This window comes from Comamonas sp. SY3 (genome assembly GCF_041730275.1).
Classification (GTDB): Bacteria; Pseudomonadota; Gammaproteobacteria; order Burkholderiales; family Burkholderiaceae_C; genus Comamonas; species Comamonas sediminis.
On sequence record NZ_JBGTYN010000004.1, the window covers coordinates 277,200 to 300,868 of the forward strand.

Here is a 23,669-nt window from a genome sequence, read left to right on the forward strand (position 1 = left end):
GAGGCCCTTTTTCAATGCGTTCGCCGCTGGCTTAGACGCTGGCCGGAGGCAGGGTTTGCGCAGGCGTGCTGCGTGCCAGCGGTGCCAACGGCAGGCGCAGCACAAAGACGGCGCCACCGCCCTCACGCCCCTCGCAATGCACACTGCCTTCATGGCGCTCGGCAATCGAGCGCACGAGGGCCAGGCCCAGGCCCACACCGCCATGGCGCTCGCTGGCGCCGGGCATGCGGTAGAAGGATTCAAAAATGCGCTCCCGCTGGTCGGGCGGCACGCCGGGCCCCCGGTCGGCGACGCGGATTTCCGCATACGCGCCCTGTTTGTCCAGGAACAAGGTGATCGGGCCCTGGGAGTAGCGGCGGGCGTTTTCCAGCAGGTTGCGCACCGCGCGGCGCAGCAGCTTGGCAATGCCACGCACCTCGATCGCATCGCCATGCATGTCGGCCACTTCCAGGTCGGCCTCCACCCGTGCGCACTCTTCGGCGCACAGACCGATGATGTCGATCATCTCGGCGGTGCCCACATCGGCCTCGCGCGCACCGAGACGGCTGGCCAGCAAAATTTCGTCAACCAGCTGGTCCAGCTCGGCGATATTGCGCTGGATCTCCTGCTTGAACGTGGGCGAGGGCTTCTCGCCCATCAGCTCCACGCCCATGCGGATGCGGGTCAGCGGGCTGCGCAGCTCATGCGAGGAGTTGGCCAGCAGCGATTTGTGCGATTGCACCAGCGCCTCGATGCGGGCGGCTGCGGCATTGAACTGCTCGGCCAGGTCGCTGACCTCGTCATTGCCGCGCACATCGACGCGCACCGACAGGTCGCCATCGCCAAACTGCTTGACGCCTTTGCGCAGTGCCTCGAGCCGGCCCATCAGGCGCCGGATGATGGGGAACACGCCCACGACGACGACGACGCCGATGAGGCCCAGCATCCAGAAAAAGCCAAACGGCGGCTTGACCCAGAACCACCAGGGACCCAGATTGGGCGGCGGCGGGCGGTGGCCTTCGCCCCGGCCGGAGCGGCGCTGCAGCTCCATCTCGTAGGTGCGGCCCTGGTCGTCCTCGATCAGGTACAGCACCAGTTCGCTGGGGTCGCCGGGCTGGCGCACCGCCTCGCCATGCAGCAGCAACGAGCCATCGGCACTGCGGATCAGCAGCTCGCGCGCCGGGGGCTGCAGTGGCGTGGCGTTCTTTTCCGCCGCCGCCTGCCAGGCCCAGCCAATCACCAGGATCAGCACGGCCACGCCGCCCACCACGGTGAGCCAGATACGCAGATAAAGCCGTTCGGCGAAGTATTTGTACAGATGCATGCGGGCGGCGGGGCGCTGGAGCCAGTCCTCAGTCCTGCTGTTTGGCGAACACGTAGCCGACGCCGCGCACGGTCAGAATGCGGCGCGGGTTCTTGGCATCGGCCTCGATGGCGGCGCGGATGCGGCCCATGTGCACGTCGATGGAGCGGTCAAAGGCTTCGAGCTCGCGGCCCCGCACGGCTTCCATGATCTGGTCGCGGCTGAGCACGCGGCCGGCGCGTTCGGCCAGGGTGACCAGCAGGTCAAACTGGTAGCTGGTCAGGTCGGCGGGCTTGCCGCTGATCGTGACGGAACGGGCGTCGCGGTCGATCTCCAGGCTGCCAAAGCGCAGCACCTGGCTGGCGGGGGCCGCCGCGCTGCCGCCATCGACCCGGCGGCGCAGAATGGCGCGGATGCGGGCGAGCAGCTCGCGCGGCTCGAACGGCTTGGGCAGGTAGTCGTCGGCGCCCACTTCCAGGCCGATGACGCGGTCCATCGGGTCGCCCTTGGCGGTCAGCATCAGGATGGGCACCTGGGCGGCGGGGCCGTTCAAGGTGCGAATGCGGCGGCAGACCTCCAGGCCGTCGAGATCGGGCAGCATCAGATCGAGGATGACCAGGTCGGGCGACTGGCCGCTGGCCGGCTCCTGCAGCGCTGCGAGGCCGCTGGCGCCATCGGCCATGTGGCTGACCTGCAGCCCCGACTGGGCCAGATACTCGCTCACCATATTGGCCAGACGCTCGTCATCTTCGATCATCAACAGTTGGTGGGTATGCATGGCAGTCATGGTTATGGGCGGGAGGACCCGCAGATTTTGCTATAGGGGCGATCGTGGCACGCCGGGGTCGCGCCGGATTGTCCCTGCCGTAAAGTTTGGTAAACCGCGCATCGGCCGTGCCAAGCGGGTCAGGGCCTGCCGGGCACGGGCCTGATGCGCGACGCCAGCCAGACCAGCACCAGCACCGGCAACCCCAGCAGCGCCGTCGACACAAAGAACTGCGCATAGCCGAAATGGTCCACATAGACGCCCGAGAAGCCGGCAATCCACTTGGGCAGCAGCATCATCATCGAACTGAACAGCGCATATTGGGTGGCCGAGTAGTTGACGTTCGTGAGACTCGACAGATAGGCGATGAAGGCCGCCGACGCAATACCGCCGGCCAGGTTGTCGGCGGAGACCACCGCAATCAGGCCCACCAGGTCATGGCCACGGGTGGCCAGCCAGGCAAACAGCAGGTTGCTGCCGGCCGACAGCACCGCGCCCAGCATCAGCACCCGCATCACGCCGATGCGCATCGAGATCACGCCGCCAATGAAGGCGCCGACCAGGGTCATGATGACGCCGAAGATCTTGCTGACCGAGGCGACCTCGGCCTCGGTGTAACCCATGTCGACATAAAAGGGGTTGGCCATGATGCCCATCACCACATCGGAGATGCGGTAGATCGCGATCAAGGCCAGGATCAGCGCCGCATGCCAACCGTAGCGGCCCAGAAAGTCGGCAAACGGGGCGACCAGCGCCTCCCGCAGCCACTGGGCGGCATTGCGGGCAGGGGTCAGCGCCTTGGCCACGGGCTCGGGCGACAGCAGCACGGTGACCACGCCCACCAGCATCGACGCGGCCATCACCAGGTAGGCAAAGCTCCAGGCCTGGCGCTGGTAGTCGCCCGCGCCTTCTTGCAGCCCCAGCGCCACCAGCCACAGCACGCCAGCGCCGGCCCAGATCATCGCGATGCGGTAGCCCGTCTGGTAGGTGGCGGCCAGTGCCGCCTGGCGCTCGGCGTCGGCCGATTCGATGCGGTAGGCATCGAGCGCAATATCCTGCGTGGCCGAGCCAAAGGCCACGGCCAGCGCGCACCAGACCACGTGGTTGAGGTGCAGTTGCGGATCGGCCCAGGCCATGCCCAGCAGGCCGGCGATCACCAGGCCCTGGGCCAGCAGCAGCCAGCTGCGCCGGCGCCCCAGCAGGCGTGTGAGGCCTGGCAGCGGCAGCCGGTCGACCAGTGGCGACCAGACCCATTTGAACGCATAGGCCAGGCCCACCCAGCTGAGGTAGCCGATGGTGCTGCGGTCAATCCCCGCCTTGCGCAGCCAGAACGACAAGGTGCCCAGCACCAGCAGCAGCGGAAGGCCGGCAGAAAAGCCCAGCGCCAGCATGCGCAGGCTGGCCGGCTCGGTGTAGACGCGGAACGTGTCCGCCCAGGAGCGGCGGGCGGCAGGCGCGGGAGCGGAAGAAGAGAGGGGCGAAGAGGTGTCGGCCATGCAGACGGAAAGCTGTGCAGTAAGCGGGGCGGCCCGGGCCAGTCCCGGACCATGCGCCAATATACGCTGATCCGCACGGCCAGGCGGGGCAAGCGGCGCAACAGGGAGCAACCGCCAGCGCCTGGCTACACTGTGCGCTATGCACTGATGCACCGCTGCCATGGCCGACCACTCTCACCACCGCTTGCTGGCTCCTGACTACTCTGTTCGCCATTACGAAGGCGAGCAGCAGGCGCACAGCCATGACCATGTGCAGCTGCTGTACGCACTGGCCGGGCGCATGGAGCTGGAGGTCGATGGCAAGGCGGCCTATGTCGATACCGCCAGCGGCGTGGTGATACCGGCCGGCTCCACCCATGCCTACCTCGCGCAGAAGGGCAGTGCACTGGCCGTGGTGGATGTGCCCGATGGCGCAGACTGGACGCAGATGCGCCGCTTTGCCGCACCACCGCGTGACTGGCTGGCCACCCATGCCTCGGCCTTGACGGTAGCCCAGGCCCATGTGGCCTGGGTGCAGCAATCGCCGCAGCTGCTGCTGCGCCGCGCGCTGGATGTGCAGGCCATCACCGCTGCGGTGCGGGCCGATCTGGCCGGCGACTGGCGCACCCCCCAACTGGCGGCCCTCGCGCACCTGAGCCCGCAGCGCTTCCATGTGCGCTGGCTGGAGCTGACCGGCAGCACCCCCCAGCAGTGGCTGCGCGACCTGCGCCTGACCGAGGCCAGCAAAGCGCTGGCAGCCGGCCAGCCGCTGGAGACCACGGCACTGCGCTGCGGCTACAGCACCGCCAGCGCGCTGGCCTATGCACTGCGGCGCGACCGTGGCGTGGGCAGCCGCAGCCTGCGCAAGAGCGCGGCGCGTTGATGCATGGGGCCTGTGGAGCAGCGCAGGCACAAGCGTTTCTCGACATTTGCCCGGGTCCCGCCGCAGCACCATAGCGGTATGACACAGACATCCAGCGGCATGGTTTCCCCTGCACCTTCTTCTTTCTTCAGCGCCTCCGCCCAGGGCATCGCACTGGTCGCCATTGCCGGCGTGCTCTGGGGCACCAGCGGCACCGCCCAATACTTAGGGGCGGCGGGGCTGTCGCCGTTCTGGGTGGGTGCGGCGCAGCTGGCGGTGGCGGCAGCCTTCCTGGGCCTGAGCCTGCTCTGGGCGCGGCGCGGCAGCACTGGCAGCCTGGTGCTGCGGCCCCGCCAGGCGGGGCTGCGGCTGTCGTCGTTCTTCTGGGCATCGCTGGGCATTGGCGGCTACAGCGTGTTCTTTTATGCCGGCCTGCAGATGGCCGGTGTAGGCGTGGGCACGGCCGTGGCCATTGGCAGCAGCCCCATCTGGGCGGGCCTGCTGCAGGCGCTGGTGCTGCGCGCGCCGCTGTCGCCGCTGTGGTGGCTGGGCACCTTGGTCAGCGTGGCCGGTGGCGTGGCGATGGTGATGGGCGAGGGCGGCAGCAGCCAGGTCTCCTGGCCTGGGCTGGCGCTGTGCCTGCTCGCGGGGCTGTCCTATGCCGGCTATGCGCTGGTCAACAAGCGCCTGGTCAGCCATATGTCGCCCAAGGTGGTGAACTTCTATGTGTTCAGCGGTGCTGCGCTGCTGGCGCTGCCTGTTGCCGCGCTGTATGCGGGCGTGCCGCACTGGAGCCTGTCTGCCGTGCTGGTCGTCGTCTACCTGGGCGCTGTCGTCTCGGGCATTGCGCACTTGCTGTTCTCGATGGGCCTGCGCCATATCTCCGGGCCCACCGGAGTGGCGCTCAGCCTCATCGAGCCAGTGGCGGCCTTTGTGCTGGCGGTGTGGGTTGTCGGCGAGCACCAGCCCTGGGTGGCCTGGGTGGGCTTGGCGGCGGTGCTGCTGGGGCTTTGGGTGGTGGTGAAGGCGGAGATGCGGGGCTGAAATCCAGGTCACGCATTCGCTGGTGCCGCCCGCAGGCCCAGCGATAGAATGGCGCTCTTGCCACCATGGACTGCGTTTGCTGCCCCTGTATGACCTTGCCCGAAGCCACTTACCAACTGGATGATGCCGTATGGTCGCGGGTGCTGACGCAGGAGATGGCCAGCCAGCTCCAGGGCCAGTCGCTGGTGTTCCTGGCGGGGGATACGGCGGGGCATACGCACCAGATTCCGCTGCTGGTGACGGCCTTTGAAACGCAAGGCCGAACGGCCCCAGGCATGGCCGCATTCCGGCTCAATTTTCAGGGCCCGGCCGCCCCGGTGCTGCCCAGCCAGACCTACCGCGCACGCCATGCGGACTGGGGCGACTTTGCGATCATGGTGTCCGCCACCGGGGCCGATGCGCAAGGCGTGTACTACGAGGCCCACTTCAGCCATGCCCTCTGAGCTGCCTGCGGCGCTGCAGCTGGGCCGCTTGCAGCTGCGCCAGTCTTTGGCGTCGGATGCGGATTTTTTGCGTGCCCTATACCGCGATGTGCGCAGCGACGAGCTGGCGGCCACCGGCTGGCCGCCTGAAGCCATCAATGCCTTCTGCCAGTCGCAGTTTGATTTTCAGCGTCAGCACTATGGCAGCTACTACCCCGAAGCGGTGTATTACCTGGTCGAGCGGGATGGCTTGCCGATCGGGCGTTTGATTGTGGAGGACGGGCACGATGAGTTACGGGTCGTCGACATCTCGCTGCTGGCTGCACAGCGTGGCCAAGGCCTGGGCAGCGTGCTGCTGCGGTGGCTGTGCGACTGCGCTGATGCCCAGCGGCAGCCGCTGGCGCTGAGCGTGGAGCCGCAGAACCGCGCGCGCCATTTATACCTGCGGCTGGGCTTTGTGCAACTGCCAGGCGATGGGCTGTACGTGACCATGCGCCGCGCGCCCACCCAGACGGAGCCTGCCGAATGAACGACCATCCAGAACCCGTGGCCGCCATCTTTCCGCCTGGCCAGTCGGTGCAACCGGCGCAACGCGCCGCGCTGATGGGCCATGCGCCCTGCTGCATCTGGCTCACCGGTTTATCCGCCTCAGGCAAGACCAGCCTGGCCCATGCGCTGGAGCGGGCCTTGCACCAGCGCGGCTGCCATACCTATGCGCTCGATGGCGACAACCTGCGCCAGGGGCTCAATGCCGATCTGGGTTTCAGTGCCGAGGCGCGGGCAGAGAATATCCGCCGTATGGCCCATGTGGCGCGGCTGATGGCCGATGCCGGCCTGGTGGTCATTGTGGCTGCCATCTCGCCGTTTGCGGCAGACCGGGCACAGGCGCGGGCCTTGTTTGCGCCCGGCGCCTTTGTCGAGGTGTTTGTCGATACGCCGCTGGCTGTGTGCGAGGCGCGCGATCCCAAGGGCTTGTATGCGCGCGCCCGGCGCGGCGAGCTGCGCGACTTTACCGGTATCGACAGCCCGTATGAGCGGCCGCTGCAGCCGGAGCTGCATTTGCAGGGTGCAAATTTGGCGCCTGAAGCGGCGCTGGGCGCCGTGCTGGCGTATTTGAACGCGTCCGCGCTCAATGCTCAGTTACGCGATGGGAAGATGCCTGAAACCACAATAATGAAGTGAATTCCCTGATAGGGCGACATTGTCGGGACAGACTGGGAACCACCAGCCAATCCCGTGGTTGTAGCACCTGCCAGTGAAACCGGGGTGCCTGCCTCGGCAGCCGGAATGTACTGCGCGTCCCGCTGGTTTGACTGTGCCAGCATCGCGCCGCTAGTCGCTGCTTGCAGTGTGCCTGCCGCGGTGCTTGCCACAGGGGTGGCCAATGTATGGTTATGTATTGGGAGCTGTGAGGAAGTTAAGGTGACATTGGGGCTTCCTCCAACTTGGCCCAGGAGCACATTCTCGGTTCCTGGACTCTGTCCAACACCAATTGGCATCCGGCCACTTAAATTAGGCAGAGCGAAATTGGTTACGCCGTTTCCTCCATAGGTGGTTCCCAGAAGTGAGAACAGGGCGGTATTCTGAGCGATGGAGAGAATCTGTCCATTGCAAAAGGCATAGCCCCTAGGGGCAAAATTTCCCGCAAACATGACTATCTGGCCTAAATACAGTTCCATGGTCGATTCCTTTGACGTTGTTAGGTTTGCAGATAGCCGTTAAGCCATCCGCTGACAAGAGGGGTCATAGGGCGGTTGTGCACGTTGGTGGTCGAGGCGATATCGCGCGAACTGCTTTCGCGTGGACCCTGTCGCACCGCCAATTGCCAACGCTGGCGCAACGCAGCAGCGAAAGGCTGTTGAGCAGGGTTATCAAAGGCAGCCGCAATGCTGTACCCCGCTTCGGCGCCAAGCAAGGCTGCAGCGGTCCAAGGCAATCCAACCCGCTCAAAACGTTGCTTCCAAACCGGCTCCGCCTGAGCGGCGCTGGGCCAGGTGCCAGCAGTGATGGTATTACCGCCGGTATGCACATCCTCCAGCCAAGGCAAGCCAGCCAGTCCCCATGCACCTTGCGACTGGGCATGCGCCTGCCACCAGCGGGCAAAGCGAGCTAACTGCGGGCCGGAATACAAGGCCACAACGGCATCAGGCCGGTGGCTGAAAAGAGCAGTGCGCAAGCCGTCAAATTCCTCGCTCTGTGGCCCTTGGCGGCCGACATGGCGGGCGAGAACCCGTCCACCCCACGCGCGGTAGGCATGCTCGAAGCTATAGACAAAGTCGTAGCCGCTTTCCATCTGCCCAACAGCCAGCACGGCCCGTGGGCCTAGCTGTTGGTAGACGAGCTGCGCCAGCTGCGCGGCGCTGCCGCACAGATCCAGGCTGTGGCGCACGACGGCCTGGGGCTGGCCCGGCTTGGCAACGGCAGGCAGATCGGCACCGGTATCGCTGGCCCACAGCGGCAGCCCCCTGGGTTGCGCATGGGCGGCCACCCTGGCTTCGACGGCGGGCGGCATCCAGCCGACAACACCATGCAGCTGGGGCAGCTGATCCATCGCCGCCGTGATGCTGCGGGCGGCACGGCTGGGGGTGGGTGGGGCTTCCACCCAGTGCAGCTGTACAGCGATCTCCGGCCGCTGGGCCAGGCCCAGCTCCAGGCCTCGGCGGTAGTCCGAGCCCAGAGTGGCCACCTTGTGCGACTGCGGCGCCACGGCCAGCAGCTGCCAGGCCTTGGCCGTTTGCGGGGCCGGGGCGCTGTGGACCAGCGCCTGCGCAGCACTCCAGCCGCCGGTCGTGCTGACGGCCACGCTGGTGGAGGCGAGAAAATGGCGTCTTGGAATCATGGTCATAGAGCGGCCTCGGTGAGAGTCTCTGCGCGGTCGTGGGCGTCGCACCGGGCCCGCAATTGCTGGTAAGGGGGGGCCATCCATTGCGCGGCCAGTGCACGCAGTGCGGCGTCGGCCTTGGCATGTTTGTCCAGGGTGTCCTGGCCAAAGGGCTCATGCGGCCGCTTGCCGTGGCGCGACAGGCGCTCGCGCAGCGCCTGCATGGCTTTTGCATCGGGTTGCCAGGACATGCGTGGCAGCACCCACTGCTCGATGGCCTCGGGCAGCTGGGCATGGTCCAGCACCAGCGCTTGCGCCGGATCGGCCACCCGGGCCATGTCCGCATAAATGCGGCCCAGCATGCGTGCGCAGTACTGCGCGGGCGGCATCGTGGCCTGCTCCAGCAGGCTCAGGCCCGGCAGGCCGAACGTGGGGCCAAAGGCGCCGGGAACGAGGTAGAAAGCGCGCTCCTGCATCTGCGACACCAGCACCGCCAGCGGCTCGCGGGTCAAAAAGACCGGCAAGGCCTCAGGCCAGGCCTGCATCAACAGCGGTGCCTGGTCGGTGTTCCAGGCGTCGATCTTGAGGCTGGCCGATTGCAGCGCCGGGCTGGCCGCATCGCTGCGCTGGGCCCAGGCGCTCATCCAGGCACGCAGCGCGGCAATGGATTGCGCGGGGCTGAGCCAGCCATTGACCCGTGCCTCGCGCAGCAGGAAATCGACCGGTGGCGGCTCGGACATCGCCAGGTGGTGGGCGCTTTGCGCCAGTGCCTGGGGGAACAAGGTGGAGCCGCAGCGCGAGACATGGAAGACCAGCAGGCAAGGAGTGATACCCGGCGACTGCGCCTGCCAGTCCAGCAGCACTTGCAGCGGGGTCTGCCGGCGGAAGGCCTGGTTGAACGGCAGGTTGAGCAGCGGCTTGAGGCTCTCCTGGTAGAAGGGCGCGCGCAGCGGTGCATCGCCCAGGCGCGCCCAGTCCACCATGGTCTGGTTGCCATCGTGGTACAGCCGAACGGGCCGCCAGCCCTGGAGGGTCAGAGCATCCATTGGGCATTCCAGGCGCGGCGCCCGGCCTTCATCGCCGATTCGACATCGGAGGCATCAAACACCAGGCCCTGGGCCTGGCCCAGCGCAATGCTGCGGGCGCTCAGGCTGGCCAGGTCGGTGCAGCCGGCCAGCGCATCGGCCAGTGCTTCTTGCGCAAACACGCGCTCGCGAAACTGTTCAAAAGCCAACCAGGGATCACCGTCATCAGGCGCTGGCTCGCCCTGGTCACCGGCGGCAAACGCCTGTGCCAGGCGCTCGTCCACCAGCGCATCTGCCACCAGGTGGATGCGTGCCTTGCCGCTGCGGTTGCGCACGCGGTGGGGCAGGGACACATCGGTGTACCAGCATTCACCCACGCGTATCGGCACCCGCTGGCCACCCAAATGGAAAAAAACCCGCTCTTCGTTCTGCAAGGGAATGTGCAGCCGGGCATCGCCCTCGGCCGCGCACAGGCCTGCATCGGTGTGCTCCATGATTTCGCTGTCAGGCTGCAGGCGCATCAGGCGCACCGATTTCCACTGCAGGTCCAGGCTGTGCAGCAGGGCGGCAATGGCGGGGCAGGCCTGCAGCGCCTCGCAGTCGGCATACGCGTCCAAACTGGCATCCATCGGCATGATGTCCGACGGCGCCTGGGCCGATGCCCGCAAGGCCAGCGCCTGCCAGCCACCATCGTGCCGGCCCTGGTTGAAATGCATGCGCCACAGGGATTCGGGCAGTTGCTGGGCTTCTTGCAAGGCAGCCGCTACCTCCAGGCGCCAGGGCAGGCGCATGGTGGTGATGCCCTGCAGGCGAAGACCCTGGCGGGGCTGGGCTTGCAGGTCCGGAGCGGCCGTGTGGGTCATGGCGTGGTGACAGGGGCGCAAAGCGCGTAGGCCTTGCAGGTCAAAGAATTGTCGCCTTTGAACGAGTTCAGGATCTGTACCGACCAACCACGGGTACCGCTGCAGTTGGTCGGCGAGCCGGGTGCACTGACCGATACACGCACATCGAAGACAGGGTTTTGTACGGTCCCGCTAAAAGCCGAATGGCCGCCACCGATCACTTGCTCGCCAACATTGCAGCAGGCGACTGCTTGGCAGAGTTCACCCGTGCCATCGCCTTCGACAGTGCGTACAGCGGCAATCGAGCCGGCGGGTCCTTGAATACCTTGGGCACCAGGCGGGCCTGGCTCGCCCTGAGGTCCTTGCAAACCGGTCGCGCCCGTCAGCCCGGTCGCGCCAGTGGCGCCTGCGGGACCAGCAGGGCCTTGAGCGCCTGTGGCACCTTGGGCGCCGGTAGCACCGATGGGACCGGCAGGCCCGGTCGCACCGGTAGCACCTGTTGGACCTATGGGGCCTGTCTGGCCCGCAGGGCCGGCAGCGCCGGTGGGGCCCGCAGGGCCTGCAGGACCTGCTGGGCCCGTTGTACCCACAGTGCCGCTTGGGCCGGTTTCACCCGTGGGGCCTGCCGGCCCAACCGGGCCAATGGCGCCTGCGGGGCCAACCGGGCCTTGCGGACCGGTGGGACCGGCCGGGCCTGTAGCGCCCGTGCCAATGCCATCCGCACAGCGCAGCAGGCGGCCGGTGGCAGGGTCCATGCACAGCTGCTCGGTGCCGGTCTCGGGCGCGGTACGGACTGGCGGTACATAGGTTTCGCCGGTGCCCTGCACCCGGAACAGATCCTGGTTGGCCTGGTCCTTGATGACAAAGCCGGAGCCTGCCGCCGGCTTGAAGCTGGTATCGGCAGACCATGCGGCGCTCGCAGCCAGGGCCATGATGCCGCCGGCCAGCCAACGGCTGTGGAAGAAGGAGGTGACGAGGTTCATGGCTGGGTTCTCAGAAAAGAGCGGATGCGGGCAGAGCGCAACGCGCCCCAGGACAAAAGCGAAAGCAGCAGTGCGAGGCTGGCCGTCCAGCCCAGGCCGGAAACCGGCACCGCGACCGGCGCCGCGCTAGGCGGTGGGCCGATGTAGACATTGACCAGGTTGACGTTCTGCTGCGTGACTTGTGCGCCCGGGCCCAAGGTGAAGGTCGCTGGCTGGCCGGATGCGGTGGTGATCTGCAGCGGCTGGCCCGGCTGGCCTTGCAGCACCAGGTTGCCCGTAACGACGATATTGGCGCCGTTGGGCAGCACAAAGCTTTGACCGCTGCTGGAGCTGAAGGTGAGATTGGCCACCGTGGTGACGCCGGAGACGGTGAGGCTGGCGCCCGGCGCGGCGCAGGAGCCGTCGAAAACCATGGTGCTGGCCGCTGCGTTCAAGCTGCCCTGGTTGCGAAAATCGGAGCCCAGCTGGATGCTGCCCTGGGCATCGAGCACGCCACCCGTTTCGATCAAAAAGGCCCCAGCGTTTTGCAGCGTGCCACCGTCCAGTGCATAGCTGCCCGCAATGGTGACGGCCTCACAGCCCAGGTCCTGGCTGCCACCGCCGAGGCTCCCTTCAGAGCCAGCAGGAATCTCCATCTGCGCATGCGCAGCAGAGGCAAGGCCAAGCGCGATGCTCGCGGCGGCCAGAAAACGCAGATGAGGCATGGGCGGGCCTGTTTTGCTTTGGAGCAAATGTAATTGGGTGTAGATTTGTACCAGAGCGAAACATAGTTTGCAATTTATTTATTAAATATATTTATTAATGTGCTAAGCGAAATCGTATTTGGGGATACAACCGCTGTGCAATCATCGCGTTTTCATGATTGGAACTGGAATGCCTGACCTGCCTCACCCGACACCGTTGTTCAGCTGTGCCTGCCACGGGCGCCGCGCCTGGTTGCAAACACTGGTGGCGGGTGCCGCCGTGGTGGGGGCGGGCAGCGCCTGGGCGCAGGTCGATGTGGGCAAGTCGTCCGCGCTGCGCAATCTGGTGCCGGCCGAGACGCTGGAGCAGGCGGCGCAGCAGCAGTACGCCGAGCTGCTGGCGCAGGCCAAAGAGCAGGGTGCGTTGGCGGGGCCGGGCAATGCGCAGCTGCAGCGCCTCCAGACGATTGCCCAGCGCCTGATTGCGCAGGCCCTGCCTTGGAACCCGCGCGCCAAGGACTGGCAGTGGCAGGTGAACCTGATCGGCAGCAAGCAGATCAACGCGTTTTGCATGCCCGGCGGCAAGATCGTGTTCTACACCGGGCTGATCGACCAGCTCCAACTCAGCGACGATGAGATTGCGATGGTCATGGGCCACGAGATGGCGCATGCGCTGCGCGAGCACTCCCGCGAGCAACTGGCCAAGACCCAGGCCACCGGGCTGGGCATCCGCCTGGGCGCGGCCATTTTTGGGCTGGGCGATATGGGCACGGCCGCGGCCAACCTGGGCGGCCAGCTGCTGACGCTCAAGTTCAGCCGCTCCGACGAGTCCGATGCCGATCTGGTCGGGCTGGAGATCGCTGCACGTGCCGGCTATGCGCCGCAGGCCGCCGTGACGCTGTGGGAAAAGATGGGTGCTGCCACCGGCAAGGGCGGCATCGGCTTTCTGTCCACCCACCCGACCGGGCCGGACCGCATCGCCAACCTGGAGGCGAATGTGCCCAAGGTGCAAGGTCTTTACGAGCGCGCCAAGCGCTAGAGCCCCGGCCTGAACGCGCTCACACCCATTCCACCTGCATCGGGTTCTTGCGCGAGAACAGCGCCACATGCGCATCGATGGCATGGCGCACCCGTGCCAGCGCCAGGGCATCGTCTGCGCTGCAGACAAAGGAGAGCGTGCGTTCGTCGGCCCGCAAACTGCAGTGGCCCCAGGGGAACTGCGCTTCGCCCTGCAGGCTATCGTACTGCACCTTGATCTTGCGGCTGAAGTGGTAGCACAGCCGCTGCAGGTAGCGGCTGGCCTCTGGCGTCGCTACCTGGCCTTGGGTGCTGAATGGGGTGTCGGTCGATGAAGTCATGGCGTCGGGCGATCAGTCCTGCAGAGCCATTGCCAACGCCTGCTGCGCCGCTGGCAGCATCGCGCCGCCGTGGTCGGCTCCGGGAAAGCTGGCATAGCGCAGCGCCAGGCCGGGCGCGCCGCGCAGGCCTTCCATCAAGGCCGGAATGCCGGGCGCGTTCTGGCGCTGGCGCCGTATCGCATCACGGGCCGGGTCGCTGGCGGATGCCGGCGGCGAAGACTGCGTCGATGGCGCGGCCGGCCGCGCTTCCCGCTCACCCTGCGTCAGCAACAGCTGCAGCGCCGCTGCATCGGCAGGCCGGTTCGCGGCCTGTGCCAAAAAGCCGGGCAAGGCTTGCAGCACCAAGCCATCGCGCCACCAGATCGAGGGGCTGGCGGCGACATAGCGCTGAAAGCTGCCCGGCCGGGTCAGCAGCGCATGCAGCACGCAGAGGCCGCCATACGAGTGGCCAAAAAAGGTCTGGCGCGCCCGGTCGATCGGCCAGCTCGCCTCCACCAGCGGGCGCACCTGCTGGTCGATGAAATCCAGAAAATGGTCGGCGCCGCCTTCGGCACGCCCGCGCGCATCGGTGGCCGGCCCGGGCGCAGGCGGGGTGTAGTCATAGCTGCGGGCGCTCAGGTCCAGCACCGCGCTGTCGGCATAGCCCAGGCCGACGACCACCGCTCCTTGCGTGGGCACCGACGGGCCGCGCGCAAAGCGGTTGCGCATCAGCTGCGCGGTGGGTGTGAACAGCAGGTTGCCATCCAGCAGATAGAGCACCGGGTAGCCTTGGGGCGGCGGCGGGTCGGGCGGCACGGCCACCATGATGCGGTGCACGCGCTCCGGTGCGCCCGGGCCCGGCATGCCGGGGGCGCGCAGGTCCAGCTGCCGCGTGCCGGGCAGGGTCACCGCTGGGGCATTCTTCAGGCTGCTTTGCCAGGCGCAGCCGGGCAGCGTAAGCGCGGCGCCCAGGCCCAGCAAGCGGCGCCGGGTCCCATCGACCAATTGGGCCAAGGGCAGGGTGGGGAAGGGGGATAGGGCAATGTGCATAGGGGCCGGGCTTGCGGCAAATCAACCATGGGCTTGAGAATGATTTGCATTAAGAAATTATCATGGCAAGCATGGCACAAACCCGCTTGGCCCATGTTTGCTGCAGCAAGAAAAATGTTTGCGCATGCCGGGCACCCCTTCCACCCGCTACCGGCCTGCCCCATGCACAGCGCTGATCCTGCATCCAGCCCAGAGGCGGATCAGGCGGACCTGCGCGCGCATGTCTCGCGGCTGCGCGAACTGCGCCCGGGCCTGCACCTGCACAGCGAGGACGGTTGCGACCTGCGCGACCAGACTGCGCAGGCCGAGATCGATGCCGGGCTGCGCCTGGTGGTGCTGCTGGAAGGGCGCATTGATGTCTCCTACGGTTTGACCCGGGTGGCGCTGAGCCATGCAGGCGCGGGCGCCAGCGCGGCGCTGGTGTCGGTGGCCGAGCGCGAACGCTTTGAGCGGCGCGCGCGCTCGGGCGTGTATTCACGCCGGGTCAGCCTGGGGCTCACCCCCGCCTGGCTGGCCCAGGCCGGTGGTGGCGACGGGGCCGCCTGGCCCGATCTGCAGCGCTTCATGCACGAGCACCTGGCCACGCGCCGCTGGCAGCTGTCGCCCCGCGCCGCCGTGATTGCCGAGCAGATCGTGCATCCGCCAGGCTTGGCGCCGCTGCTGCAGCACATGTACCTGGAAAGCCATGCGCTGGAGCTGCTGGGCGAGGCACTGGCCACCGTGGGGGATGGCGAGGCCGCCGCCCCAGGCGCCAGCGCTGCAGGCCTGCTGCCGCGTGAACACCAGCGGCTGCGCGAGCTGCAGGCGTTTCTGGCCTCGGGCCAGGCCGATGCGCTGTCGATGGATGCGATTGCGCGCCAGGCCGGTGTCAATGCCAGCACCTTGCAGCGCCAGTTCCGCAGCGTCTACGGCACCACCGTATTCGAGTTCTTGCGCGAATGCCGGCTGCAGCGCGCCCGCCAGGCGCTGGAGCGCGACGGCATCACCGTGGGCCAGGCGGCGCTGCTGGCCGGCTACACCAGCGCCGCCAACTTTGCCACCGCCTACCGCAGGCGCTTTGGCCTGGCGCCCAAGCTGGCGCGGGCACGGGTCTAAAAGCGCGCGCTCTTCCGTCCGCATCCATTGCCTGGTCTCCGCCGGATGGCACTGCCGCTGGCGCAAACATCTTTGTTGCCCGCGCAAACCACGGAGCGCCCGCGGGATGGAAGAATTCAGTACTTGGTAATGAAAATCATTTGTCTTTCAAAAAAGGGGCGGTATGTCGATCCAGGCAGGGGAACAGGGGTGGCGCTTGCGCGCCGTGGCAGCAGCGGTGCTGGTAGTGGGTGTGCAGGCGGCAGCGCAGGCACAGACCCAGGCAGCGGCAACCACACCGCCGGAGCAGGATCCGACCTTGGAGACGGTGCAGGTGCTGGGCACGGCAGAAAGCGCCTGGAAGCAGGCACCGGGCGTATCGACCGTCACGCGCGAAGACCTGGACAGCCAGCCGAGCAATGACCTGGCCGATGTGCTGCGCCAGCAGCCCGGTGTGAACCTGACCAGCAACTCCAGCAGCGGCCAGCGCGGCAACAACCGCCAGATCGACCTGCGCGGCATGGGCCCGGAAAACACCTTGATCCTCGTCGACGGCAAACCCGTCAACAGCCGGGGATCGGTGCGCTACGGCTGGCGCGGCGAACGCGACACCCGGGGTGACATGAACTGGGTGCCGCAAGAGGCCGTCGAGCAGATCGAGGTGCTGCGCGGCCCCGCCGCGGCCCGCTATGGCAATGGCGCCGCTGGCGGCGTGGTCAACATCATCACCAAGGGCATCCCCGACAAGCTGAGCGGCAGCGCGACGGTCTACTACAACCAGCCCGAAGATTCGCGTGACGGCAGCAGCAGCCGCACCAGCTTCTCGCTGGCCGGGCCCATCTCGGAGCAACTGGGCTTTCGCCTGAGCGGCAATGTGGACAAGACCGATGCGGACGCCTGGGACATCAACCAAGGCCATGCCTCGACCCGCACCGGCATCTATGCCGGCACCTTCCCTGCGGGCCGCGAAGGCGTGCGCGACCGTAATCTGTCGGGGCGGCTGAGCCTCAAGCCCGCAGCGGGGCACCGCATCGACTTCGATGCCAGCTTTGCGCGCCAGGGCAATATCTATGCGGGCGATACGCAAAACACCAACAACTACACGGTCGATGCGAATGGCAACCTGGTCGCCACCTCGCAGCGCGTGCTCGATGCGCTGGGGACCGAGACCAACCGCATGTACCGCTCCACCTATGCTGTCACGCACAAGGGCGAGTATGACTTTGGCAGCTCCACCGCCTACCTGCAGTACGAAACCACGCGCAACACCCGCCTGAACGAGGGCCTGGCCGGCGGCACCGAAGGCCTGTTCTCCAGCGATGCCTATGGCACCTCCAAGCTCGACATCCTGACCGCCCATGGCGAGGTCAGCGCCCGGGGCACATGGGGCAGCCTGCCACATGTGATGACCGTGGGCGCCGAGTGGGTGGAGCAAAAGTTGGAAGACAGCAACTCGGTATCGCAGACCACGACCGAGGCCGGCAGCGTGCCGGGGGTGGGCAACACCGGCCGCAGCGGCAAGATCTCCTCGCGCATTGCCTCGGTCTTTGTCGAAGACAACATCGAACTCAACGCCCGCACCTTGCTGACCCCCGGCCTGCGCCTGGATCAGCACAGCGAGGTGGGCACCAACTGGAGCCCGTCGCTGAACCTGTCGCACTACCTGACGGACAAGGTCACGTTGAAGGCCGGCGTGGCACGGGCCTACAAGGCTCCCAACCTCTACCAGATGAACCCCAACTACCTGCTCTACAGCCGGGGCATTGGCTGCTGGGGCGCGGGCGGTGCCTGCTATTTGATGGGCAATGCCGACCTCAAGCCCGAGACCAGCATCAACAAGGAGCTGGGCATCGAGTATGCCGACGAGGGCCTGCTGGCCGGTGTGACCCTGTTCCACAACGACTACCGCAACAAGATCGATGCGGGCATGACCCCGGTGGGCAGCGCTAGCGGCGGTACGGGCGCCTATGCCAATGCCGATGTGTTCACTTGGACCAACATCCCCAAGGCGGTGGTGTCTGGCCTGGAGGGCACGTTCAACATCAAGCTGGGCCCTGCGGTGCGCCTGAGCAACAACCTCACCTACATGGTGCAGAGCAAGAACAAGACCACCGGCGAGCAGCTGTCCATCATCCCCAAGTACACGCTCAACTCGCGGGTGGAATGGCAGACCACCAACGCCTTGCAACTGCTTGGCTCGGTGACCTGGTATGGCGGCCAAAAGCCCAACAAGCTCGACTACCAGGGCCTGCCGCTGACCGGCGAGGAAACCCGCCGCCTGGCCCCCTATGCGCTGGTCGGCGTGGGCGCGCGCTACAGCTTCAGCAAGGATGTCACCCTGACCGCCGGCATCAAGAACCTGTTTGACAAGCGCCTCTACCGCATGGGCAATGCCGTGGGCGTGAACAACCCGCGCACCATCTATGGTGCCGGTGCCGCGACCTACAACGAGCCGGGCCGCTCGTTCTATGCGTCGCTGACCGCCAGGTTCTGATCGGCATCTACGTAAAAAAGGCCAGCGGCATGCCGCTGGCCAGTGGCGTTAGAACCTTCGCTGGAGATCAGGTCCCACCCACATAGGGGTTGCTCTGGCGTTCGCGGCCAAAGCTGCTCTCGGGACCATGACCGGGGATGAACACCGTCGCATCACCCATGGGCCAGAGCCGCTGGGTGATGGAGTCGATCAGCTGCTGGTGGTTGCCCTGCGGGAAATCAGTGCGGCCAATGCTGCCGGCAAACAGCACATCGCCGACAAAGCAGCGCGCGATTTGCGGCGCATGGAAAACCACATGGCCAGGGGTGTGGCCGGGGCAGTGGCGCACCTGCAAGGTCTCCTGCCCGATGCTGACCGTATCGCCATCCTGCAGCCAGCGCGTGGGCACAAAGCTTTGCGCGGGCGGAAAGCCAAACATCTGGCTTTGCTGGGGCAGGCCATCAATCCAGAACTGGTCGCCCGGGTGCGGGCCAATGATCGGCAGCCCACGCTGCTCGGCCAGCTCACCGGCGCCACCGGCATGGTCGATATGCGCATGGGTCAGCCAGATGGCCTTGAGCTGCAGACCGAGGCGTGCAATCTCCGCCTCGATGCGGTCGAGATCGCCGCCGGGATCGATGACGGCGGCCTCCATCTGCTGGTCGCACCAGACCAGGGAGCAGTTTTGCTGAAACGCGGTGACGGGAATCGTGTGGTAGTGGAGCATGGTTTGTTGGGGCTGGCGGCAGCGCGCAGGCCGGCGGATGCGGGGCGCAATCCGGCTATTGTGCGGCAAGCTGCTATGGACGAGGGGGCTGGGTGGGGTTTGGAGCCGCAGGTGGTGGGGTGCCGCTTGGGGGATGCCCCGTAAAATCAGTGCTTCGCCCATCGGTTCTACGTCTTTTCTGGAGGTTTGATGCCCCGCCCTCCTGCCTTGCCCCGTTCGGATTGGGTGCTGCGCAGCCCGGCCTCCGGCGCCATGGAGCGCATCGAGGCCTGGTTCCAGGGCCCTGCCTACGCGATGCACCGCCACGACACCTACGCGATCGGGCGCACCTTGGCGGGCGTGCAAAGTTTTCACTACCGGCGCGGCCGGCGCGACAGCCTGGCCGGCAGCACCCTGGTGCTGCATCCCGACGAGGCGCATGACGGGCAGGCCGGCACGGACGAGGGCTTTCGCTACCGCATGGTCTATGTGGAGCCCGCGCTGATCCAGGACATTCTGGGCGGCAGCGTGCTGCCTTTTCTGGAAGGCGGCATCACCCACGACCCGGCGATATCGGCCGCTGCCCAGGCCTTGCTGCAAGGTGTGGATGAGGTGGTCGAGCCGCTGGAGCAAAGCGATGCGCTGGCGCAGCTGGCCCATGCGCTGGCCGCTGCCACCGGCGGGCCCGGCACGCGGCGCGCCAAGGCCAAGGGTGACTACCAGGCCGCCCGCCGCGCGCGTGACTACCTGCAGGCCCATGCCACCCGGGTCGTGGCACTGGACGAGCTGGAGGCGGCCACCGGCCGCGACCGCTGGAGCCTGTCGCATGATTTCCGCATGTTCTACGGCACCAGCCCCTACCGCTACCTGACGATGCGCCGGCTCGATGCCGTGCGGCGCCTGCTGCTGGCGGGCCTGTCACTGGCCGACGCCGCCCAGGACGCCGGCTTTGCCGACCAAAGCCATATGACGCGGCATTTTCTGAAGACCTTTGGCATCACGCCAGGGCGCTGGCTGCAGGTGATGCGCCATGCACCACCTCGCTGAACCCGGCACCACAAACGTTCAATACGTCCGGGCTGCGCCTGCTTAAGCTGGCTGCTGTTTTCAACACCTACAGCACCACCATGTCAGCACCTGCCGAAACATCTCCCGCACCCCACCACCGAGGCCAAGGCCAGTCCATCGATCTGCTGGGCAAGATCGCCCAGCTGCAGGGCCATTGGCAGCCGCGCGTGGTTGCAGAGATGAACGACTACCAGTTCAAGGTCGTCAAGATCGCCGGCGAATTTCTGTGGCACCAGCACAGCGACACCGACGAAACCTTTATCGTCCTGGGCGGCGAGTTGCGCATCGACCTGCGCGATGCCAGCGGCAGCATCCGCGCCCTCCACCTGCAGGCCGGCCAGATGGCCGTCATCCCCCAGGGCCTCGAGCACAAGCCCTTTGCGCAGGCCGAGGTCAAGCTGCTGCTGATTGAGCCGCGCGGGGTGGCCAATACGGGGGATGGGGAGGCGGGGGCGCGTACGGTGGCGAATGACCTTTGGGTCTGAGCTCGGCCCCGCCAGGGGCATCGCTTGTAAAGGTTCCTAGGCAAAAATGCGCGTAGCCCAAACCGCTGGCCCGTGATACAAGGGGTTCTGCGCTGCAGGCATGGCCGGGCACACCGGCGCGCTGCAAGCCCATTGATCCCTGAACCAGGAGCGCGCATCCATGTCCAGCACCTCGCCACCGATGTCAGCAGCAGCGGCGCCGCAGCCACCGCCGGCCAACCCGCAATGCATAGGGGTGCCGCGCGAGATATTCGCCGGTGAAAAGCGCGTGGCCACCGTGCCTGCGGTGGTGGAGAAGCTGGTCAAGCTGGGCTTTCGCGTCAGCGTGGCGGCTGGCGCTGGCGAGGCGGCCAGTTTTGGCGACGAGGCCTACCGCGCAGCGGGTGCGCAGGTCATGCCCAGCTCGGCGATCTGGGCGGGGGCCGACATTCTCTTCAAGGTGCGGCCACCTACTGCTGAAGAATGCGAATGGATGCATGCCGGCCAGATGCTGGTCGGTTTTATCTGGCCTGCGCAAAACCCGAAGCTGATGGCGCAGCTGGCGGCCAAGGGGCTGACGGTGCTGGCGATGGATGCGCTGCCGCGCACCTTGAGCCGCGCGCAGAAGATGGATGCGCTGACCTCGATGGCAGGTGTCAGCGGCTACCGGGCAGTGGTCGAGGCGGCCCATGCCTTTGGGCGCTTTTTCAGCGGGCAGATCACCGCGGCCGGCAAGGTGCCGCCTGCACAGGTGTTTATTGCGGGTGCCGGGGTGGCGGGCTTGTCGGCGATTGGCACGGCCGTCAGCCTGGGCGCGGTGGTGCGCGCCAACGATACGCGGGCCGAGGCGGCGGACCAGGTGGTGTCGCTGGGCGGTACCTTTGTACCGGTGGATTACGCCGAAGAGGGCGGTGGTGGTGGTGGCTACGCCAAGGTGATGAGCGAGGGCTTTCAGGCAGCGCAACGCCAGATGTATGCGCAGCAGGCCGCATGGGCCGACATCATCATCACCACGGCCCTGATCCCCGGCAAGCCGGCGCCGCGCTTGATCACTGCCGAGATGGTGCAGGCGATGAAGCCCGGCAGCGTGATTGTGGACATGGCCGCCGAGCAGGGCGGCAACTGTGAGCTGACGGTGCCCGGCGAGGCTGTGGTGCGCCACGGTGTGACGATTGTGGGCTACACCGATCTGGCCTCGCGCCTGGCGGCGCAGTCCTCTACTTTGTATGCCAACAACCTGCTGCGCCTGGCCGAGGAGCTGTGCAAGGCCAAGGATGGGCATGCAGTGGTGAACATGGACGACGAGGCGATCCGGGGCCTGACGGTGGTCTACCAGGGCAGCATCAGCTGGCCCGCGCCTGCGCTGGCGGCGGCGCCCGTGGCCAAGCCGGCTGCGGCTGCTGCCACGGCTGCTGCGGGCACGGCAGCAGCCAGCCCGGCTGCGGCCAAAAAGCGGGGCTATGGCCATGGTGCCGGCAGCCCTTTGCCTGCGCGCACCTTGGCCATCCTCTTTGCGGTGCTGGCGCTGCTCTTCTGGCTCATTGGCGCGCATGCGCCGGCGGCCTTCCTGGGCCATCTCACGGTGTTTGTGCTGGCCTGCTTTATCGGCTACATGGTCGTCTGGAATGTGACGCCCGCCCTGCACACACCGCTGATGAGCGTGACCAATGCGATATCGAGCATCATCGCGATTGGCGCGCTGGTGCAGATAGCGCCGCCCGGCGTGGTGGGCACGGACCGGCCGGGGCTGCTGATTGGCGCACTGGCCTTTGTGGCCCTGGTGCTCACGGCGATCAATATGTTTGGTGGTTTTGCGGTGACGCGCCGCATGCTGGCCATGTTCCGCAAATAGGCCGGGGGGTAGAACCGCATGACCGAAAGCCTTGCAACCGTTGCCTACCTGGGCGCTGCCATTTTGTTCATCCTCAGCCTGGGCGGGCTGTCACACCCCGAGACCGCGCGGCGCGGCAATCTGCTGGGCATGCTGGGCATGGGCCTGGCGGTGCTGGTGACCGTGTTCGGCCCGCGCGTGTCGCAGTCCGGCGTGGTGGCCATTGTCATCGCGCTGGTGCTGGGTGGCGGCATCGGGCTGTATGCCGCCAAGCGGGTCAAGATGACCCAGATGCCCGAGCTTGTGGCGCTGATGCACAGCCTGGTCGGCCTGGCCGCCTGCCTGGTGGGTTTTGCCAGCTATGTCGATACCTCCCATCCGTTGCAGGGCGCCGAAAAGGCCATCCACGCGGCCGAGATCTATATCGGCATTCTCATCGGCGCTGTTACCTTCTCGGGCTCGCTGGTGGCCTTTGGCAAGCTCAATGGCCGCATCGGCGGCAAACCGCTGCTGCTGCCGGGGCGGCATCTGCTCAACCTGCTGGGGCTGGTCGTGGTGGTTGCGCTGGGCTGCTGGTTTGTGCAGACCGCATCGCTGGGCCTGGGCATGCTGGCGCTGCTCGTGATGACGGCCATCGCACTGCTGTTTGGCGTGCACATGGTGATGGCCATTGGCGGCGCCGACATGCCGGTGGTGGTGTCGATGCTCAACAGCTACTCGGGCTGGGCGGCCGCCGCCACCGGCTTCATGCTGGGCAATGACCTGCTGATCGTCACCGGTGCGCTGGTGGGCTCGTCGGGTGCGATCCTGAGCTACATCATGTGCCAGGCGATGAACCGCAGCTTTATCAGTGTGATCGCCGGCGGCTTTGGCAGTGGCGCGCCCGCAGCAGCGGGCCAGGCAGGCGCAGCGCCCCAGGGCGAGGCGGTGGCGGTAACCGCGGCCGAGACCGCCGAGATGCTGCGCGAGGCCAAGCGCGTGGTCATCGTGCCCGGTTACGGCATGGCCGTGGCCCAGGCACAGCACACCGTCAACGAGATCACCCGTAGCCTGCGCGAGCGCGGGGTGGAGGTGCGCTTTGCGATCCACCCGGTGGCGGGCCGCATGCCCGGCCACATGAATGTGCTGCTGGCCGAGGCCAAGCTGCCCTATGACATCGTGCTGGAGATGGACGAGATCAACGACGACTTTCCCGATACCGATGTGGCCATGGTCATCGGCGCCAATGACATCGTGAACCCCGCCGCCCAGGACGACCCTGCGAGCCCCATTGCCGGCATGCCGGTGCTGGAAGTCTGGAAGGCGCGCCAGTCCATCGTGATGAAGCGTTCGATGGCGGCCGGTTATGCCGGCGTGGACAACCCGCTGTTCTACAAGGACAACAACCGCATGCTGTTTGGCGATGCCAAGCAGATGCTCGATGAGGTGCTGGCGAGCCTCAAGGGCAGCGCCTAGGACGGA

Annotated in this window: 24 protein-coding genes; 12 read left to right on the plus strand and 12 right to left on the minus strand. The window is 66.7% G+C overall.

Annotated elements, in window-relative coordinates:
* Positions 1-31 precede the first annotated feature (31 nt).
* The 3 genes from ACCQ08_RS07860 to ACCQ08_RS07870 all read right to left on the minus strand — a co-directional run bounded on the left by ACCQ08_RS07860 (position 32) and on the right by ACCQ08_RS07870 (position 3,544).
* Positions 32-1,303 carry a HAMP domain-containing sensor histidine kinase gene (locus ACCQ08_RS07860; protein WP_312413917.1) on the minus strand — a complete coding sequence of 424 codons (1,272 nt, stop codon included), beginning with the start codon at positions 1,301-1,303 and terminating at the stop codon, positions 32-34.
* 28 nt (positions 1,304-1,331) lie between these two features.
* The gene (locus tag ACCQ08_RS07865; protein WP_239810241.1) at positions 1,332-2,060 is read right to left on the minus strand and encodes a response regulator transcription factor; all 729 of its coding nucleotides are present in this window, start codon (positions 2,058-2,060) and stop codon (positions 1,332-1,334) included.
* 128 nt (positions 2,061-2,188) lie between these two features.
* Positions 2,189-3,544 (minus strand): MFS transporter, encoded by a 1,356-nt coding sequence (locus tag ACCQ08_RS07870; protein ID WP_239810242.1) that lies wholly within the window; start codon positions 3,542-3,544, stop codon positions 2,189-2,191.
* A gap of 160 nt (positions 3,545-3,704) precedes the next feature.
* On the opposite strand from ACCQ08_RS07870, the gene ACCQ08_RS07875 reads away from it, so the two are divergent.
* The 5 genes from ACCQ08_RS07875 to cysC all read left to right on the plus strand — a co-directional run bounded on the left by ACCQ08_RS07875 (position 3,705) and on the right by cysC (position 7,033).
* A complete protein-coding gene (locus ACCQ08_RS07875; RefSeq protein ID WP_373449403.1) occupies positions 3,705-4,406 on the plus strand; it encodes a helix-turn-helix domain-containing protein in 702 nt (233 codons plus the stop codon).
* Positions 4,407-4,484: 78 nt separating this feature from the next.
* Positions 4,485-5,429 (plus strand): DMT family transporter, encoded by a 945-nt coding sequence (locus ACCQ08_RS07880; RefSeq protein ID WP_373449404.1) that lies wholly within the window; start codon positions 4,485-4,487, stop codon positions 5,427-5,429.
* 89 nt (positions 5,430-5,518) lie between these two features.
* Positions 5,519-5,872 carry a hypothetical protein gene (locus ACCQ08_RS07885; protein ID WP_239810245.1) on the plus strand — a complete coding sequence of 118 codons (354 nt, stop codon included), beginning with the start codon at positions 5,519-5,521 and terminating at the stop codon, positions 5,870-5,872.
* Positions 5,862-6,380 carry a GNAT family N-acetyltransferase gene (locus ACCQ08_RS07890; RefSeq protein WP_373449405.1) on the plus strand — a complete coding sequence of 173 codons (519 nt, stop codon included), beginning with the start codon at positions 5,862-5,864 and terminating at the stop codon, positions 6,378-6,380. Before ACCQ08_RS07885 ends, ACCQ08_RS07890 begins: the two co-directional genes overlap by 11 nt.
* Positions 6,377-7,033 carry an adenylyl-sulfate kinase gene (gene cysC / locus ACCQ08_RS07895; protein WP_373449406.1) on the plus strand — a complete coding sequence of 219 codons (657 nt, stop codon included), beginning with the start codon at positions 6,377-6,379 and terminating at the stop codon, positions 7,031-7,033. The genes ACCQ08_RS07890 and cysC overlap by 4 nt, the downstream gene beginning before the upstream one ends.
* Here cysC and ACCQ08_RS07900 read toward each other — a convergent pair.
* From ACCQ08_RS07900 to ACCQ08_RS07925, 6 genes are read right to left on the minus strand one after another with little or no spacing between them, the layout of a single operon-like run.
* A complete protein-coding gene (locus ACCQ08_RS07900; protein ID WP_373449407.1) occupies positions 6,988-7,530 on the minus strand; it encodes a phage tail protein in 543 nt (180 codons plus the stop codon). The genes cysC and ACCQ08_RS07900 overlap by 46 nt on opposite strands.
* 20 nt (positions 7,531-7,550) lie before the next feature.
* Positions 7,551-8,696 carry an ABC transporter substrate-binding protein gene (locus ACCQ08_RS07905; protein WP_373449408.1) on the minus strand — a complete coding sequence of 382 codons (1,146 nt, stop codon included), beginning with the start codon at positions 8,694-8,696 and terminating at the stop codon, positions 7,551-7,553.
* A complete protein-coding gene (locus ACCQ08_RS07910; RefSeq protein WP_373449409.1) occupies positions 8,693-9,718 on the minus strand; it encodes a sulfotransferase family protein in 1,026 nt (341 codons plus the stop codon). Before ACCQ08_RS07910 ends, ACCQ08_RS07905 begins: the two co-directional genes overlap by 4 nt.
* On the minus strand, positions 9,706-10,560 hold the full coding sequence (locus tag ACCQ08_RS07915; protein ID WP_373449410.1) for an aspartyl/asparaginyl beta-hydroxylase domain-containing protein: 855 nt from the start codon (positions 10,558-10,560) through the stop codon (positions 9,706-9,708). The genes ACCQ08_RS07910 and ACCQ08_RS07915 overlap by 13 nt, the downstream gene beginning before the upstream one ends.
* A complete protein-coding gene (locus tag ACCQ08_RS07920; RefSeq protein ID WP_373449411.1) occupies positions 10,557-11,522 on the minus strand; it encodes a collagen-like protein in 966 nt (321 codons plus the stop codon). Before ACCQ08_RS07920 ends, ACCQ08_RS07915 begins: the two co-directional genes overlap by 4 nt.
* Positions 11,519-12,226, minus strand: coding sequence for a hypothetical protein (locus ACCQ08_RS07925; protein ID WP_312413890.1), 708 nt, complete (start codon positions 12,224-12,226; stop codon positions 11,519-11,521). The genes ACCQ08_RS07920 and ACCQ08_RS07925 overlap by 4 nt, the downstream gene beginning before the upstream one ends.
* Before the next feature lie 169 nt (positions 12,227-12,395).
* On the opposite strand from ACCQ08_RS07925, the gene ACCQ08_RS07930 reads away from it, so the two are divergent.
* The gene (locus ACCQ08_RS07930; protein WP_239810252.1) at positions 12,396-13,244 is read left to right on the plus strand and encodes a M48 family metallopeptidase; all 849 of its coding nucleotides are present in this window, start codon (positions 12,396-12,398) and stop codon (positions 13,242-13,244) included.
* 19 nt (positions 13,245-13,263) lie between these two features.
* On the opposite strand, the gene ACCQ08_RS07935 is transcribed toward ACCQ08_RS07930, so the two are convergent.
* Both ACCQ08_RS07935 and ACCQ08_RS07940 read right to left on the minus strand, forming a co-directional pair.
* Positions 13,264-13,563 (minus strand): DUF2218 domain-containing protein, encoded by a 300-nt coding sequence (locus ACCQ08_RS07935; RefSeq protein ID WP_373449412.1) that lies wholly within the window; start codon positions 13,561-13,563, stop codon positions 13,264-13,266.
* Between the two features lie 12 nt (positions 13,564-13,575).
* The gene (locus ACCQ08_RS07940) at positions 13,576-14,592 is read right to left on the minus strand and encodes an alpha/beta hydrolase (RefSeq protein ID WP_373449413.1); all 1,017 of its coding nucleotides are present in this window, start codon (positions 14,590-14,592) and stop codon (positions 13,576-13,578) included.
* Positions 14,593-14,754: 162 nt separating this feature from the next.
* On the opposite strand from ACCQ08_RS07940, the gene ACCQ08_RS07945 reads away from it, so the two are divergent.
* Entirely contained in the window at positions 14,755-15,687 is a 933-nt protein-coding gene (locus ACCQ08_RS07945; RefSeq protein ID WP_373449414.1) for a helix-turn-helix transcriptional regulator, read from the plus strand.
* Positions 15,688-15,850: 163 nt separating this feature from the next.
* On the plus strand, positions 15,851-18,160 hold the full coding sequence (locus tag ACCQ08_RS07950; RefSeq protein WP_373449415.1) for a TonB-dependent siderophore receptor: 2,310 nt from the start codon (positions 15,851-15,853) through the stop codon (positions 18,158-18,160).
* Positions 18,161-18,227: 67 nt separating this feature from the next.
* Here ACCQ08_RS07950 and ACCQ08_RS07955 read toward each other — a convergent pair whose 3' ends face one another.
* Complete coding sequence (locus tag ACCQ08_RS07955; RefSeq protein ID WP_239810257.1) at positions 18,228-18,866, minus strand: MBL fold metallo-hydrolase; 639 nt, start codon at positions 18,864-18,866, stop codon at positions 18,228-18,230.
* Positions 18,867-19,055: 189 nt separating this feature from the next.
* On the opposite strand from ACCQ08_RS07955, the gene ACCQ08_RS07960 reads away from it, so the two are divergent.
* The 4 genes from ACCQ08_RS07960 (at position 19,056) to pntB (ending at position 23,663) form a co-directional block, all read left to right on the plus strand.
* Positions 19,056-19,892 carry an AraC family transcriptional regulator gene (locus ACCQ08_RS07960; protein ID WP_239810258.1) on the plus strand — a complete coding sequence of 279 codons (837 nt, stop codon included), beginning with the start codon at positions 19,056-19,058 and terminating at the stop codon, positions 19,890-19,892.
* An 80-nt stretch (positions 19,893-19,972) separates the two neighbouring features.
* Positions 19,973-20,398, plus strand: coding sequence for a cupin domain-containing protein (locus ACCQ08_RS07965; RefSeq protein ID WP_239810259.1), 426 nt, complete (start codon positions 19,973-19,975; stop codon positions 20,396-20,398).
* 181 nt (positions 20,399-20,579) lie between these two features.
* A complete protein-coding gene (locus tag ACCQ08_RS07970; RefSeq protein ID WP_373449444.1) occupies positions 20,580-22,229 on the plus strand; it encodes a Re/Si-specific NAD(P)(+) transhydrogenase subunit alpha in 1,650 nt (549 codons plus the stop codon).
* 18 nt (positions 22,230-22,247) lie between these two features.
* Positions 22,248-23,663: a Re/Si-specific NAD(P)(+) transhydrogenase subunit beta gene (gene pntB / locus ACCQ08_RS07975; RefSeq protein ID WP_373449416.1), complete on the plus strand. Its 1,416-nt coding sequence runs from the start codon at positions 22,248-22,250 to the stop codon at positions 23,661-23,663.
* Positions 23,664-23,669 lie beyond the last annotated feature (6 nt).